The sequence below is a fragment of the Arthrobacter sp. AOP36-F1-5 genome (assembly GCF_058137995.1).
Genome location: NZ_CM176892.1, coordinates 380,215 through 394,967, shown reverse-complemented (window position 1 = coordinate 394,967; position 14,753 = coordinate 380,215). Strand labels below are relative to the sequence as shown.

13 protein-coding genes are annotated in these 14,753 nt (G+C 66.2%); 9 read left to right on the top strand and 4 right to left on the bottom strand.

Annotation, left to right across the window (positions count from 1 at the left end):
- Positions 1-43: 43 nt before the first annotated feature.
- The 9 genes from AC3ZI9_RS01895 to AC3ZI9_RS01855 all read left to right on the top strand — a co-directional run bounded on the left by AC3ZI9_RS01895 (position 44) and on the right by AC3ZI9_RS01855 (position 9,173).
- Positions 44-1,459, top strand: a complete 1,416-nt coding sequence (locus tag AC3ZI9_RS01895) for an MFS transporter (protein WP_489923765.1) — start codon at positions 44-46, stop codon at positions 1,457-1,459.
- 207 nt (positions 1,460-1,666) lie between these two features.
- The gene (locus tag AC3ZI9_RS01890; protein WP_489923764.1) at positions 1,667-1,942 is read left to right on the top strand and encodes a PH domain-containing protein; all 276 of its coding nucleotides are present in this window, start codon (positions 1,667-1,669) and stop codon (positions 1,940-1,942) included.
- Between the two features lie 212 nt (positions 1,943-2,154).
- Positions 2,155-2,295, top strand: coding sequence for a hypothetical protein (locus AC3ZI9_RS01885; protein WP_489923763.1), 141 nt, complete (start codon positions 2,155-2,157; stop codon positions 2,293-2,295).
- Positions 2,296-2,561: 266 nt separating this feature from the next.
- Positions 2,562-2,798 (top strand): heavy-metal-associated domain-containing protein, encoded by a 237-nt coding sequence (locus AC3ZI9_RS01880; RefSeq protein WP_086996142.1) that lies wholly within the window; start codon positions 2,562-2,564, stop codon positions 2,796-2,798.
- Between the two features lie 35 nt (positions 2,799-2,833).
- Positions 2,834-4,840, top strand: a complete 2,007-nt coding sequence (locus AC3ZI9_RS01875) for a heavy metal translocating P-type ATPase (RefSeq protein ID WP_489924014.1) — start codon at positions 2,834-2,836, stop codon at positions 4,838-4,840.
- A 103-nt stretch (positions 4,841-4,943) separates the two neighbouring features.
- Positions 4,944-5,849 carry an NADP-dependent oxidoreductase gene (locus tag AC3ZI9_RS01870; RefSeq protein WP_489924013.1) on the top strand — a complete coding sequence of 302 codons (906 nt, stop codon included), beginning with the start codon at positions 4,944-4,946 and terminating at the stop codon, positions 5,847-5,849.
- A complete protein-coding gene (locus tag AC3ZI9_RS01865; RefSeq protein WP_489923762.1) occupies positions 5,846-8,014 on the top strand; it encodes a heavy metal translocating P-type ATPase in 2,169 nt (722 codons plus the stop codon). The genes AC3ZI9_RS01870 and AC3ZI9_RS01865 overlap by 4 nt, the downstream gene beginning before the upstream one ends.
- 127 nt (positions 8,015-8,141) lie before the next feature.
- Complete coding sequence (locus AC3ZI9_RS01860) at positions 8,142-8,363, top strand: heavy-metal-associated domain-containing protein (RefSeq protein WP_443383191.1); 222 nt, start codon at positions 8,142-8,144, stop codon at positions 8,361-8,363.
- A gap of 126 nt (positions 8,364-8,489) precedes the next feature.
- The gene (locus AC3ZI9_RS01855) at positions 8,490-9,173 is read left to right on the top strand and encodes a Crp/Fnr family transcriptional regulator (protein WP_443383188.1); all 684 of its coding nucleotides are present in this window, start codon (positions 8,490-8,492) and stop codon (positions 9,171-9,173) included.
- 37 nt (positions 9,174-9,210) lie between these two features.
- On the opposite strand, the gene AC3ZI9_RS01850 is transcribed toward AC3ZI9_RS01855, so the two are convergent.
- The 4 genes from AC3ZI9_RS01850 to AC3ZI9_RS01835 form a co-directional block, all read right to left on the bottom strand.
- Positions 9,211-10,224 carry an LLM class flavin-dependent oxidoreductase gene (locus AC3ZI9_RS01850; protein WP_489923761.1) on the bottom strand — a complete coding sequence of 338 codons (1,014 nt, stop codon included), beginning with the start codon at positions 10,222-10,224 and terminating at the stop codon, positions 9,211-9,213.
- Between the two features lie 73 nt (positions 10,225-10,297).
- Positions 10,298-12,328: an ABC transporter ATP-binding protein gene (locus AC3ZI9_RS01845; RefSeq protein WP_489923760.1), complete on the bottom strand. Its 2,031-nt coding sequence runs from the start codon at positions 12,326-12,328 to the stop codon at positions 10,298-10,300.
- Entirely contained in the window at positions 12,325-14,058 is a 1,734-nt protein-coding gene (locus AC3ZI9_RS01840; protein WP_489923759.1) for an ABC transporter ATP-binding protein, read from the bottom strand. The genes AC3ZI9_RS01845 and AC3ZI9_RS01840 overlap by 4 nt, the downstream gene beginning before the upstream one ends.
- 2 nt (positions 14,059-14,060) lie before the next feature.
- The gene (locus AC3ZI9_RS01835) at positions 14,061-14,657 is read right to left on the bottom strand and encodes a TetR/AcrR family transcriptional regulator (protein ID WP_086996114.1); all 597 of its coding nucleotides are present in this window, start codon (positions 14,655-14,657) and stop codon (positions 14,061-14,063) included.
- Positions 14,658-14,753: the final 96 nt, after the last annotated feature.

Sequence of the window (14,753 nt, the reverse complement as noted above, 5' to 3'; positions counted from 1 at the left end):
GACTCCTCGCCACCCACCGGAAAATCAGACATCAGGAGAAACCATGAGCACCATATCGTCCCCGGACATCAGCCAGAAGGGCCTGCGAAAGTCGGTCGCCGCCGGATCCATCGGCGTCTTGGTGCACTGGTTCGACTGGGCCATCTATGCGTACCTGGCCACCGCCATCGCCGTCGTGTTCTTCCCCTCGCAGGATCCGACGGCCGGCCTACTGGCGGTCTTCGCCGTCTTCGCCGTTTCCTTCGGCGTCCGTCCGCTGGGCGCCCTGCTCTTCGGTACCGTGGGCGACAAGTTCGGGCGGAAGCGGACCCTCTCGATCGTCATCATCTCGATGTCCGCCTCCACCTTGGCCGTCGGGCTGCTGCCGGGCTACGACTCCATCGGGCTGTGGGCTCCGGTGCTGTTGGTCATCGCCCGGATGGTCCAAGGGCTGGCTGCCGGCGGCGAGTTCGGCAGCGCGGCGGCCTTTTTGGCAGAGTACTCCCCGGTCAAGCACCGCGGTTTCGGTGTCAGCTGGCTCGAAGTCGGCAGTCTGTTGGGATTCCTGCTGGCCTCGCTGACGGTGCTCACCCTGAACACCGCCATGGACCTGGAGGCGATCCATGCCTGGGGGTGGCGCATTCCGTTCCTGATCACCGCCCCGCTGGGCATCATCGGCTTCTATATCCGAACCAAGGTCGAGGACACCCCGGAGTTCCAGTCGCTGCAGGAGCTCGAAACCGTGGCGCAGAGCCCGATCAAGGAGGTCTTTACCAAGAACTGGAAGCAGCTGCTGCAGACCAGCGGCATCGAGATCATGATGAACGTCTGCTTCTACATCGTGCTGGTCTATCTGCTGACCTACCAGGAGGAAGTCATCGGCATGAACGCCAGCAGCGCCGCACTGCTCTCCACGACCGCCTCCATCACCGCACTGATCCTGGTGCCGATCTTCGGCTCGCTGTCCGACCGGTTCGGCCGCAAGCCCCTCCTCATCGGCTCGGCGGTGCTGATGATCGTGCTCTCCTACCCACTTTTCCTGCTCATGCACAGCGACGCCGTCTGGGCGCCGGCACTGGCCACGGTGGGGCTGGGCATCGTGCTCGCGCTGGTACTGGGCGTGCATGCCGCCACCGTCGCCGAGCTGTTCCCGACCCGCACCCGGCAGTCCGGCCTCTCGATCGCCTACAGCCTGACAGCGGCGATCTTCGTCGGTACCGTCCCGTACCTGCTGACCTGGATCATCTCCACCACCGGCAACGTCATGGCGCCGGCCTTCTACCTCATGGCTGTCGGCCTGCTGGGCCTCGCGACACTCATGACCATGAAGGAAACCCGCGGCATCGACCTGCTGGCGATGGATGATGCCCTCGCAGCCAACCAGCGTGCCACTTACGTCGAGGCGCAGCAGCAGGGCGGCGATCCCGCTGGCCGTGAACTTACTGCCACATCGTCAGCAGCCGCCAGTGCCCCCAGGTAGCTTCTCGCACAAGCAGTAGCAACCAGTACGTCGGGGCCCGGTCGCTTGGCCGGACCCCGACGCAGCCGCTTGGCCAATTCCCTGACGCGGCGCCAACGGTCGGTTCCATGATCGATTCCACCAACGGTTCCCCCTTCAAGCTCGGCCCCTGCAAACTTCAGGACGTTGCTCCGGAGGTGCAGCCACTCCTCAATTTCGCAGGAAACGATGATGGTCGCGTTCAAAGGGGCCCGCGATCTCGTGTTTTTCTCCGACAAGCGATTCATCGCCGTCAATGTCCAAGGCATCACAAGCAGGAAACGTGACTACACGACTCTGCCCTACTCCAAGATGCAGGTTTTCCCTGTCGAGATGGCAGGCACCTTCATTCGGATGCCAAGCTCGATCTGTGGTTCAGCGGCTTGGGGGAAGGTCCGATTGGAGTTCAAGGGCGACATCGACATCCTTCCGCTGCCCCAGCTCATTGCAACTCACGTCCAATAGAGCGTCCGCAGTCCTGCTGCCGAGCAACACCGTAATGAGCCCCTCCCCCGCGCAAGACTCCCAAGTCTGCTGGCCAGAGGCTGCTCGTCTGCCTGGATTTCGGGCCCTCACCAGCCCGTCAGGCCCTCTTGACCAACGTAACGACAGTCTGATGAACACCAAGCGGCGGCCTCGTATGCTTCTTAGGCCACGCCCGGCTTCTCTTGGAAGTCGTGGTTCACGCCGACGTCCCGTTCCGGGGTTCCGGGAAGGGCGACCGCGAAGGCGCCCTGCAGGATTTAGGTGAAGTGGATTCCGCCGAGGACCATGAAATCGGCGGTGACGACCGGCACGCGGAGGGGGCGCAACGTTGAGGAATTCAATGTGCCCCCGGAAGACGGCGGCGATGTCCATTCCACGAAATGGAAGCAGGCTCAGGCACTCAAGATCCGGCCAAGATTCCGGTCTATCGGTAACGGTGAAGTCCTGCACTCAAGCCCGTCCAGCGGAATTGACCCAAGTCAAGGAACCGAAGTCCTTCTCTGGATAGTCTCAAAGCATCAACAAAGACTTCGGCGCCCCCACCGGCGCCGGGCACTGGCAGATCGCCAGCGCATCACAGACGAAGGGAGTCACCCAAATGACCACCGCCGGAACCACCACCCACACCCTCCTCCGCGCAGAGGGCTTCTCCTGCCCCTCCTGCGTCAGCAAGATCGAAAAGCAGGTCGGCAAGCTCACCGGCGTGGAGAACGTGAAGGTCCACTTCGCCTCAGCCCGCATCGAGGTTGACCACGATGAGAGCAAGACCAGCGTCGACGACATCGTCGCCGTGATCGCCAAGGCCGGCTACCAGGCCGCCCCCTCGGCCTTCTAGCCAGACTCCCCCTCGAGCAGAAAGGTTGTGCCATGGTGAACAGGTTCCAGAAATGGCTTCACGGTAGCTGGTCCATCCCGGTCGCCTCCGGCATCCTCATCCTCATGTCCTTCGCCCTGCAGTACTTCGGCGCCGAAATGTGGAATCGTGCGGTCAGTCCGCAATGGTGGATCGACGCCGGTGAACACGCCACCAGCACCGCCGAGGTATTCACCTTGGCGGACACCTTCATGCTCGCCGCCGCCGTCGTGGCCGGCTACAACATCGTCATCAAGGGGGTCCGTGCGCTGACCGCCAAGCTCATCGGCATCGACCTGCTCGTCTCGATCGCCGCGATCGGCGCCGTCATCATCGGCAACTTCTGGGAAGCCGCAGCCGTCACCTTCCTGTTCGCGATCGGCCACGCCCTCGAGGCGGCCACCATGAACAAGACCCGTTCGGCACTGGCCGAACTGGTCGCCGTCGCCCCCGACGTCGCCATCGTGTCGCGCGATGGTGAACAGCAGGAGGTTCCCGCCCACCAGGTCCGGATGGGCGAGATCGTGCTGGTGAAGAACGGCGCGAAGATCCCCGTGGACGGCCAGGTCGTCTCGGGTACCGGTGCCATCGACGAAGCCTCCATCACCGGGGAATCGCTCCCGGTGGAGAAGACCACATCGGACCAGGTCTTCGCCGGAACCGTCTCCCGCGGCGGATTCCTGCAGGTTCTGGCCACGGGCATCGGCGCGGACACCACCCTGGCCCGCATCATCCACCGCGTCGAGGAGGCCCAGGACGCCAAGGCCAAGACCCAGGCCTTCATGGACCGCTTCTCCTCCTGGTACACCCCCGGCGTCATGGTCCTGGCCCTGGTGGCAGGCCTCATCAGCGGCGACGTGGTCCTGGCCCTGACCCTGCTGGTCATCGGCTGCCCCGGCGCCCTGGTCATCTCCATCCCCGTCGCGATCGTCGCCGGCATCGGCCGCGCCGCCCGCAACGGCATCCTCATCAAGGGTGGCGAATATCTGGAGACCTCCGCGAAGATCTCGGCGGTTGCCGTGGACAAGACCGGTACCCTCACCGAGGGCCGGCCACAACTGACCGACGTCGTCGTCCTGGATTCGGCACTGGATCGCACCGAGGTGCTGCGGTGGGCCGCAGCCGCCGAGGCCGGCTCCGAGCACCCGCTCGCCCGCACCATCATGGACTCCGCCCGCGACGAAGGCGTGGGCCCCGAGGGCATCCCCGGGGCGGTGACCCCGGTCCCCGGCAAGGGCATCGTGTCCGATGTCGCCGGCCAACAGGTCCTGATCGGCAACCCCGCCTTGCTGGAGCAATACGGCATCACCCACGACGCCGGATCCTCCGATGCGGCCGAGCAACTCGCCGCGGCGGGCAAGACCCCGATGATCGTCGCGGTCGATGGCCGGGTGATCGGCATCGTCGCCGTCGCCGACCAGCTCCGCGAGGACTCCGCCGAGATGGTCGCCCGGTTGCACGCTGCCGGCGTGAAGAAGGTCGTCATGCTCACCGGTGACACCCGGTTGGTGGCCGAGTCCATCGGCCAGGCCACCGGCATCGACGAGATCCATGCGTCCATGCTGCCCGAGGACAAGCTCGACGCGGTGGCGAAGCTGCAACGCGAAGGTCACACGGTGGCCATGGTCGGTGACGGGGTGAACGACGCCCCGGCCCTGGCGATCGCCGACATCGGCGTGGCCATGGGCGCCGCCGGTTCGGCGGTGGCCGTGGAGACGGCGGATATCGCCCTGATGGGCGACAACCTGCTCAAGCTGCCCGAATCCATCAGTCTGGCCAAGCGGACGGTAAACGTGATGAAGCAAAACATCGCGATCTCGCTGATCACCGTGGTGCTGCTGGTGGCCGGCGTCTTCGCCGGCGGGGTGACCATGTCTCTGGGCATGCTCGTCCACGAGGGCTCCGTGCTGGTGGTCATCCTCAACGCGATGCGCTTGATGCGCAACGCCCCAGGGGCCACATCGATGTCGAAGGCCCTGCGCACCCCGGCCAAGCGCGAGGCGTCCGAGGCAGTCGACGCCTAGGCGCCGCAGCAACACCTCAAGGAAGCGCCGACCGCGGGGGTACCCGCGGCCGCCGCCTGAACAGAATCAACTAATTTTCATGAGCACGGCAGGAGGAATTCAGATGGCCACGGCACTGGTTTTCAACGACTACGGCGGACCCGAAACCCAGGAACTCATCGACCGCGAGAGCCCGGCTCCGGGTCCCGGCGAGGTGGCGATCGAGATGAAGGCAGCCGGGGTGAACCCTGCCGACTGGAAGCTTCGCGAAGGTCTGCTGGGCGAGAACGGACAGCTCCCAACACCGCTGGGGCTTGAGGCCTCCGGTGTGGTCACCGCCGTCGGGGACGGGGTGGAGGATTTCGCCGTCGGAGACGAAGTGCTCGGCCTGGTGGCTGAGGGCCATGGTGGTTTCGCCCAGCATACGGTGCTGACGGCTTCGAAGACCGTGGTGAAACCCGAGGAGATCTCCTTCGCCGACGCGGCCACCATCCCGGTGGCCGGCGCCACGGCCTACGATGTCACCCACCAGGTCGAACTGGAACCCGGGCAAAGCCTGCTGCTCTTGGGAGCCGCCGGGGGCATCGGACTGATGGCCGCTCAGATCGGCAAGGTCCACGAATTCACCGTCATCGGTGTGGCCGGCCTCGCGGACCGGAAGCTGGTGGAGCCCACCGGTGCCACGTTCATCGAATCCGGCGACGGAGCCGCCGATCGGGTGCGCCGGGTGGCCCCGGAAGGCGTGGACCTGATCGTGGATCTGGTGGGCGGCCGGCCGCTGCGGGACATGGCGCCGTTGGCGAAGAACCCGCAGAACGTCATCTCCACCGTCGATGAGACCACGGTCCAGGAACTGGGCGGAGCCGCCGTCGTGCGGACCACCGAGGCGCTGGAGAAGATCACCGACGTCATCAAATACGGGCTCGTCGACCCACACGTTCGCGCCCGCTTCCCGCTGACCGACGCACCAGAGGCCATGGCCGCCGTCGAGACCGGCCACATGGCAGGAAAGGTGGTTGTGGAACCATGACCGAACCGCGCGACGAACACCTGGACCATCCAGGGCACGGAGACCCATCCCGGTCCGGGCAGACGATGGCGCAGGAGCATACGCACCCGCCAGCGGATGACGCCCACCACGACCACCATGACGGTCACGGCGGGCATGGTGGGCACCAGGGCCATGCCGGGCATGGGGTGGGCATGTTCCGGACTCCCTTCTGGGTCACTCTGGTCCTGTCCATCCCGGTGGTCTGGCTCAGCCCGCTGGTCGCGTCCCTGCTGGGCTACCAGGCCCCGGAGTTCCCGCTCTCAGGGTGGATCGCCCCGGTCCTGGGGACGTTCATCTACTTCTACGGTGGCGCCCCGTTCCTGAAGGGCGGCCTCCAAGAAATCCGTTCCCGCCAGCCGGGCATGATGCTGCTGATCGCCATGGCCATCACAGTGGCCTTCCTTGCCTCCTGGATCACCTTCCTGGGCCTCGGCGGTTTCAGCCTCGACTTCTGGTGGGAACTGTCCCTGCTGGTGGTCGTGATGCTCCTGGGCCACTGGATGGAGATGCGAGCCCTCGGCTCGGCCTCCTCCGCCCTGGATGCCCTCGCCGAGCTGCTCCCCGACGAGGCGGAGCGGATTTCCGAGGACGGTGGAGACTCCGTCACGGTGTCCATCTCGGAACCGGCGGTGGGCGACATCGTCCTGGTGCGCTCCGGGGGCCGGGTGCCGGCCGACGGCGTCATCACCGACGGCAGTGCCGGTTTCGACGAGTCGATGATCACCGGCGAATCCCGTACCGTGAGCCGCGGAGCGGGCGAAACAGTCGTGGCCGGAACGGTCGCCACCGATAATTCCGTGCGCCTGCGTGTTGAGGCCCTCGGCGAGGACACGACCCTCTCGGGAATCCAACGAATGGTCTCGGAGGCCCAGGAGTCCAGCTCCCGTGCCCAGGCCCTGGCCGACCGTGCCGCTGCCTTGCTGTTCTGGTTCGCACTGGGGGCCGCGATCATCACCGCGATCGTCTGGGTGGCGATCGGCCAGCCCTCCGATGCGGTCACCCGCACCGTCACCGTCCTGGTCATTGCCTGCCCGCACGCCCTGGGTTTGGCGATCCCCTTGGTCATCGCCATTTCCACCGAGCGGGCAGCGACGGCCGGGGTCCTGATCAAGAACCGGCTGGCGTTGGAGAAGATGCGCACCGTCGACGTCGTGCTCTTCGATAAGACCGGCACCCTCACCGAGGGCGCCCACGCCGTCACCGGCACCGCCACCACCGGCGGCATTTCCGAGGACGAACTGCTGCGGTGGGCTGCCGCGGCCGAATCCGAATCCGAGCACCCCGTGGCCCGGGCCATCACCGCGGCCGCCGGGGCAGCTGGCCCCGGATCCGGCTCTTCGCTGACGGCGACGAACTTCCAGGCCGCTGCCGGTCGCGGGGTGAAGGCCGAGGTCGACGGCGTCGAGGTGATGGTCGGCGGGCCCAACATGCTGCGCGAGTTGGGGCTGGAACCCACCGCAGAGCTGCGGGGGGACGTGGCCGGATGGATCGACCGTGGAGCCTCCATCCTGCATGTGGTCCGGGACGGGGCGGTCTTGGGCGCCATCGCGCTGGAGGACCGGGTTCGGCAGGAGTCACGCGAAGCGGTCGACGCCTTGCGCTCACATGGGGTGAAGGTCGCGCTGATCACCGGCGACGCCCAGCAGGTGGCCGATGCCGTGGCCCGGGATCTGGGTATCGACGAGGTGTTCGCCGAGGTCCTGCCACGCGATAAGGACGCGAAGGTCACCGAACTTCAGCAGCGGGGCCTCAGCGTGGCCATGGTCGGTGACGGCGTCAACGACGCCCCGGCCCTGGCCCGCGCCGAGGTGGGCATCGCGATCGGCGCCGGGACCGACATCGCCGTGGAATCCGCCGGCGTGGTCCTGGCGGGCAACGACCCGCGCTCCGTGGTGTCCCTGCTGGTACTCTCCCGGGCCAGCTACGCCAAGATGCTGCAGAACCTGTGGTGGGCCGGAGGCTACAACATCATCGCGGTCCCGCTGGCCGCCGGTGTCCTGGCACCCATCGGGTTCGTCCTCTCCCCCGCGGTCGGGGCGGTCCTGATGTCGTTGTCAACGAACATCGTGGCGCTGAACGCCCAGTTGCTCCGTCGCGTGGAACTGGCCCCGGAGAGAGTCGCCGGCACCCGATCCGACCGGTGACGGCCGGGTGGCGATGGCGCCGACCGGTCCGCCCGGGCCGCCTTGACCCACATCAAGGCGGTCCGGGCCAGGTTGCGGTGGAATGGAATCACCCACGTAGGGAACCATCGTTCAGGAGGCAGCCACCATGCACACCGCATCATTCCGTACCCCACCCTTCACCTCCCCCACGTGCGTCCAGGACCTGGAAACCGCCCTGCCCCGGCAGGCCGGGATCACCTCGGCCACCGTGGAGTTCGAGGAGCGGAAGGTCAACGTCGAGTTCGACAGCATGAAGACCAACGTCGAGAAGATCGCCGATCTGATCACCGGGTTGGGCTATCCGGTGCTCTCCACCAAGCTCTGGTAGCTGTCCGCCGTGTCCGGCGTCGGAGACCTAGACTGGGATGCACCGCGACGGCAGCTGTTCCCGCCGTCGCAGACGACGTCGAAGGAGCCGGCCCACGATGAGCCCCCAGGAATCGGTGACCCGCTGATGAGCACCACCCCGGCAGGTCACGACCACCGTGACCAGTGTGTGGCGCTGGTCCCGATCTTCGCGCACCTGGATCCCGACGAACAGCATGAGATCGCTTCCCGCGCGCGCCAACGCAGTTTCCGAAGGGGTGAACTGCTCTACTCCCCCGGGGATGAGGATCGCTCCTTGATGATCGTCCACCGCGGGAAGGTCAAGACCTACCGCGGCAACGAGTCGGGCCATGAACAGATCCTGCGGGTCCTGGATCCGGGAAGCTTCATCGGTGAGACGGCCTTCCTCCACGCCGGTCAGTCGGACCACTATGCCTTGGCGCTGGAGGACGCGGAAATCTGCTCCCTGCACCACGAGGACATCCGCGGGTTCCTGGTCAGCTATCCGACGATCGCGTTGAAGATGCTCGAGACCGTCACCGAACGGCTCGAGCAGACCGAACGGACGCTCAGTTCCTATACCGGCGAGGACGCCGGATCGCGGATCGCCGGATATCTGTTGGAGAGCGCCGACCCGGCCACCGGGGCGCTGACTCTGCCGATGTCCAAACGCGATCTGGCCTCGCTGTTGGGCACCACCCCGGAGACGCTCAGCCGGCGCTTGGCGGCCTTCACCGAGGCCGGCTGGATCGACCAGTCCTCCGGCGGGCGGATCCACGTGCTGGACCGGGGGGCGTTGGCCCGGGCCTGAACCGGCCGCGGATCCACCGGCTCCCGGCCCACCGTGCCTACGGCCGGGGTGTCAGTTCGAAGACCTCGGCGAGCAGGGCGTGGGACTTCATTTGCGCCTGGTGATCGGTCATCATGTTCATCGCCATGAGTTCGTCGATCTGCCCGGCCTCGGCCAACTGCATCAGCTGGTCCCTCACCTGTTGCGGGTTCCCGACGATGAAGCGTCCTTCCGATCCGGCCCGAGCCTGTTCCTCGCCGGCGGTGTAGCGGTGGTTCGCGGCCTCTTCCACCGTCGGCGGGGCGTGGTGGATCTGTCCGGTCCCCCACCGGGCCCACTGCAGTTCGGCCGGTCCGGCCAGATACCGGGCCTCCTCCTCGGTCTCGGCACAGACGACGATGGTCGACAGCATCGAATACGGCGCCTCACGATACGCCGAGGGCTGGAAGGCCTCCCGGTAGGCGCGCAGTACGGGGATCGCCATTGCCGGGTTGATCTGTCCGGCGAAGGCGAAGCCCATGCCCAGTTGCGAGGCGATCCGCATGCCCCCGTCGCTGGAACCGAGCATGAACAGCTCGGGGCGCAGGGAGGCCTCCGGGGACGGGGTGATGTCCCGGTACGGGTGGTCCTCGGGGAAGTCCCGGTCGAAGAACGCGAGCACCTCGAGCAGCAGGTTCATCAGCCCCTGGCCGGTCAACGGCTCCTGGTTGTTCCGCAGGGCGGCATTGGTGATCGCGCTGGTCCCCGAGGCCCGCCCCATCCCCAGGTCGATGCGGCCGGGATGCAACGCCTCGAGGATCGAGAAGTTCTCCACCACGCGCAGCGGACTGTGGTTGGGCAGCATCACCCCTCCGGAGCCGACCCGGATGTTCTTCGTCAGCGCGGCGGCATGGGCGATGAGCAGATCGGGGGAGGTGCTCATCTGGTGTTTGCTGCTGTGGTGCTCGGTGAACCACAGCCGGGTGAATCCGAGCCGGTCGGCCTGCTGGGCGGCCTCGGTCGCATGCTGTAGGGCCTGTTCGGCCGATTCGCCGTTGTACAGGCCAACGCCTTCAAGGATGGAGAGTTTCATGGGTGGTCCTTCCAGCCGGGAACCTGCCGTCCCCGGATCTTCGTCAAACATGGTGCCTGGGTTCTTCCCCGGCCTAGGGGGCGGCCGGCGGGGTGGTGTCTGCGGGGTCCTCCAGCGTCTCATCGTCCATGGGGGCGTCGACTTCGGCGTTGGTCAGCCGCCAATAGGCGCCCCGGGCGGCCAGCAGTTCGTGGTGGTTGCCTTGTTCGACGATGGCCCCGTCCTTCATGACCAGGATCAGGTCAGCGTCGCGGATGGTGGAGAGCCGGTGGGCGATCACGAACGCCGTGCGGTCTTCACGCAGCTTGAGCATGGCCCGCTGGATGAGTAGCTCGGTGCGGGTATCCACCGAAGAGGTCGCCTCATCCAGGATCAGCAGCCGCGGATCGGCCAGGAACGCCCGGGCGATGGTCACCAGTTGGCGTTCGCCCACGCTGAGGTTGGTGGCCTCGTCGTCGAGCACCGTCTCATAACCGTCGGGGAGCGCGTGCACGAAGCGGTCCACATAGGCTGCCGAGGCCGCCTGAACCATGTCCTCCTCGGTCGCGTCGGGCCGACCATACATGATGTTCTCGCGGATGGTTCCGGCGAATAGCCACGTATCTTGCAGCACCATCCCGGTCCGGGCCCGCAGATCGTGCCGGGTCATCGCCCGGGTCTCGACGGCGTCGGATCCGTCCTCGGCGCAGCCCAGGCTGATCGACCCGGAATCAATGTCGTAGAACCGCATGATCAGATTGACCAAGGTGGTCTTGCCAGCACCGGTGGGTCCGACGATGGCCACGGTGCTGCCGGGGCTGGCCGTGAGGTTCAGCCCCTCGATCAGCGGGGTGTCGGCGTCATAGCGGAAGGACACGTCCGTGAACTCCAGGTGGCTGGCCTGTTCGGGCACGGTATCCGCGGGATCGGCTTCGGGGCTTTGTTCTTCTTCGTCGAGCAGCTCGAACACCCGCTCGGCGCTGGCCACCCCCGATTGGAGCAGGTTCGCCATCGAGCCGAGTTGGCTCAGCGGCTGGGTGAACTGCCGGGCGTACTGGGTGAAGGCCTGCACGTCACCGATGGACAGCTGGCCGGAGGCCACCCGCAGGCCGCCGACGACGGCGATGGCCACATAGACGAGGTTTCCGATGAAGGTCATACTGGGCATGATGATTCCGGAGACGAACTGAGCGCCGAAGCTGGCCCGGTAGACCTTCGCATTCTCTTCACGGAAGGCCTGCTCGACCTCCTGCTGGTGGCCGAAGACCTTGACGATGGCGTGCCCGGAGTAGGTTTCCTCGACCCGGGCGTTCAGGATGCCTGTCTGCTTCCACTGTTCGGCGAACATCCGCTGCGACCTTCTGGCCACCAGCACGGTAATCAGGATGGTCAGCGGGATCGTCACCAGGGCGAGGAAGGCCAGGGTCGGCGAAATCAGGAACATCATCAGCAGCACGCCGATCACCGTCAGCAGGGAGGTGATGACCTGCGAAAGGGTCTGCTGCAGCGATTGGCCGATATTATCGACGTCGTTCGTGACCCGAGAGAGTAGTTCACCGCGCTGGACGCGATCGAAGTAGCGCAGCGGCAGCCGGTGGAGCTTGTCTTCGACTTGGACCCGCAGCCGGTGGGCCGCCCGCTGGACGACGACGTTGAGGATGCGGGCTTGCACCAGCCGGAAGGCGCTGCCGAAAAGGTAAACCGCCAGGACCACCGCCAGGATCATGCCCAGCTGGGTGAAGTCGATCCCTGCTCCGGGGACGAAGTCCATCGACCGGAGCATGTCGGCCTGCGTGGTCTGTCCGTTGGCCACGAGTTGGTTCACGACGTCGGCCTTGCTGGTGCCTGCGGGGAAGCGCAGGGAAATGAACCCGGCGAAGACGACATTGGTGCCCTCGCCCAACAGTTTGGGGCCGCTGACGGTCAGCCCGACGCTGATGACCCCGAGGATGATGACCCACACGATCCTGGACATGTCCTGCCGCAGGGTGCCCAGCAGTCGTTTCGCCGAGGGAAAGAAGTTCAGCGCCTTCGCTGTGGGGGCCCCGCCGCCGGCCGGTCCCCGCCCCATGGGTCCGCTCCGGGGTGCCGGTGCCGGCTGGGCCGCCGCCTGGTGCCCGCTCATGATGCCGCCTCCACGCTCTGCTGGGATTCGACGATCTCGCGGTAGGTTTCGCAGCTGTCCAGCAGCTGCTCGTGCGGCCCTGTCCCGACGACCTCGCCGTGGTCGAGCACGATGATCTGGTCGGCGTCGCGGATGGTACTGACCCGTTGGGCGACCACGATGCGGGTCGCCTCAGGCAGTTCGGCGTCCAGCGCCCGGCGCAGTGCGGCGTCGGTGGCCACATCCAAGGCTGAGAAGGAGTCGTCGAAGATGTAGATCTCTGGGCGTTTAACCAGGGCCCGGGCGATCGCCAGACGCTGGCGTTGCCCGCCGGAGACGTTCGTGCCTCCCTGCGCGATCTCCGTGTCCAAGCCCAGCGGTTTGGCTTCGACGAAGTCGCGGGCCTGGGCGATCTCCAGGGCCTGCCAGAGCTCTTCGTCGGTGGCCTGCCGGTTGCCGTAGCGCAGGTTCGAGGCGATGGTCCCGGAAAACAGGAAGGCCCGTTGCGGGATCAGCCCGATCCGTTCCCACAGCTCATCCGGGTCGAGGTTGCGCACGTCGGTGTCGTCCACGGACACGGTGCCGCCGGTGACGTCGAAGAGCCGGGGCACCAGGCCGATGAGGGTGGATTTGCCGGCACCGGTGGAGCCGATGATCGCCGTCGTCGTTCCCGGGGCCACGGTGAAGGAGATGTTCTTCAGCACCGGTTGGTCGGCTCCGGGGTAGGTGAATTCCACATGCTCGATGGCGACCGTGCCGGTGCGCCGGCCCGGGCTGACCGGTTCGGCGGGGGCGAGCACTGAGCTGTCGGTGTCCAACACGTCGGCGATGCGGGTGGCGCTGACGGCGGCGCGAGGGATCATCACGAACATGAGGGCGGCCATCATCACGCCCATGAGGATCTGCATCATGTATTGGAGGAAGGCGAAGAGGGTGCCGATCTGGGCGTTGCCGTCTTGCACCTCGGAGGCACCGAACCAGATGACCGCGACGCTGGAGACGTTCATGACCAGCATGATCGCCGGCATCATCAGGGCCATCAGGTTGCCGGCGCGGATGCCGACCTCGGCCACGCCTTCGCTGGCCGTCCCGAAGCGGGCACGCTCCTCCTTTTCGCGGACGAAGGCGCGGATCACCCGGATGCCGGTGAGTTGTTCGCGCATGATCTGGTTCAGCCGGTCGATCCGCTGCTGCATCAGTTGGAAGGCCGGAACCATCCGCACGATGACCAGGCCCACGATGAGCAGCAGGACCGGGATGCTCACGATCATCAACCAGGACAGCCCGACGTCCTGCCGCACGGCCATGATGACCCCGCCGATGGCGAGCATGGGGGCGGAGACCATCAGCGTGGAGGTCATCTGCACCATCCGCTGGACCTGTTGGACGTCATTGGTGTTGCGGGTGATCAGCGACGGCGCCCCGAAGTGTCCGACCTCGCGTTGGGAGAAGCCGACCACGCGGTGGAAGAGCCCATCGCGGAGGTCCCGGCCCATCCCCATCGCGAGTTTGGAGCCGAAGTACACGGCGACGATGGCGCAGACGACCTGGACCAGGGTGACGGCGAGCATCATCGCGCCGGTGGACCAGATATAGCCGATATCGCCGGTGACCACCCCCTGGTCGATGATGTCGGCGTTCATGGTGGGGAGCAGCAGCGAGGCGAAGGACTGCGCCAGTTGGAAGACCAGTACCCCGACCAGCAGCGGCCAGGCGGGTTTGATGTAGCGGACCATGAGTTTCCAGAGCATGTTCAATCCTTCCCGGCCTGACCGATGATTCCGTGCAGTGCGAAGTCCACCAGTTCATCGTCGCTCAGCGGGTCTCCTCCGCCCATGCGCGGCGCGGAGGCGGCGATCACGAGCAGGCGGATCAGTGCGCCAAGCTTCTGTGGGGGAATGTTCAGCTGCGCTGCGTCGGCGGCGAAGGCCGCGGCGGCGGTTTGTTCGAAATGGCCTTCGCGGCGGTGCTTCATGTATTCGTGGGCTTCGCCGGGTTCCAGGAGCGAGATCATCGTGAACACGCCGCGGGCGCGGGCCCGCGCATTACGGATGAGTACTCGCAGTTTTTGCTCCACGTCCAGGTCCGGATCCTCCAGTTCCGGGCCCAGCCCCTGGTGGGTCTGGTCGAAGAAGGCATCGACGACGCTGCGGACCAGCGCCGCCTTATCTCCGAAGACCCGGAAGATGGTCCCCTCGGCGATGCCCAGGTGGTCGGCCAGCTGGCGGGAGGTCACCGAGGCCCCCTGCTCCAGGTAGAGGGGGATCGCCGAGGTGGCGATCATCGTCCGCCGTTCTTCAGCAGACATGGGCCGGGCACGGGCAGGTTTGGGAACATCGGTTGCATCCACCCTTTCAGGTTAGTGAGTGAGCGCTCACTCCGCAATGTCGCCGAAGGGTTTCCGCTCTCCGATCCAGCAGGAATAGGACACTCCGCCATCGGGTTG

What these genes read in the sequence shown, in the direction of transcription:
- AC3ZI9_RS01895 (WP_489923765.1), top strand. Translation starts at nt 44, where the DNA reads ATGAGCACCATATCGTCCCCGGACATCAGCCAGAAGGGCCTGCGAAAG.
- AC3ZI9_RS01890 (WP_489923764.1), top strand. Translation starts at nt 1,667, where the DNA reads ATGATGGTCGCGTTCAAAGGGGCCCGCGATCTCGTGTTTTTCTCCGAC.
- AC3ZI9_RS01880 (WP_086996142.1), top strand. Translation starts at nt 2,562, where the DNA reads ATGACCACCGCCGGAACCACCACCCACACCCTCCTCCGCGCAGAGGGC.
- AC3ZI9_RS01870 (WP_489924013.1), top strand. Translation starts at nt 4,944, where the DNA reads ATGGCCACGGCACTGGTTTTCAACGACTACGGCGGACCCGAAACCCAG.
- AC3ZI9_RS01865 (WP_489923762.1), top strand. Translation starts at nt 5,846, where the DNA reads ATGACCGAACCGCGCGACGAACACCTGGACCATCCAGGGCACGGAGAC.
- AC3ZI9_RS01860 (WP_443383191.1), top strand. Translation starts at nt 8,142, where the DNA reads ATGCACACCGCATCATTCCGTACCCCACCCTTCACCTCCCCCACGTGC.
- AC3ZI9_RS01855 (WP_443383188.1), top strand. Translation starts at nt 8,490, where the DNA reads ATGAGCACCACCCCGGCAGGTCACGACCACCGTGACCAGTGTGTGGCG.
- AC3ZI9_RS01850 (WP_489923761.1), bottom strand. Translation starts at nt 10,224, where the DNA reads ATGAAACTCTCCATCCTTGAAGGCGTTGGCCTGTACAACGGCGAATCG.
- AC3ZI9_RS01845 (WP_489923760.1), bottom strand. Translation starts at nt 12,328, where the DNA reads ATGAGCGGGCACCAGGCGGCGGCCCAGCCGGCACCGGCACCCCGGAGC.
- AC3ZI9_RS01840 (WP_489923759.1), bottom strand. Translation starts at nt 14,058, where the DNA reads ATGCTCTGGAAACTCATGGTCCGCTACATCAAACCCGCCTGGCCGCTG.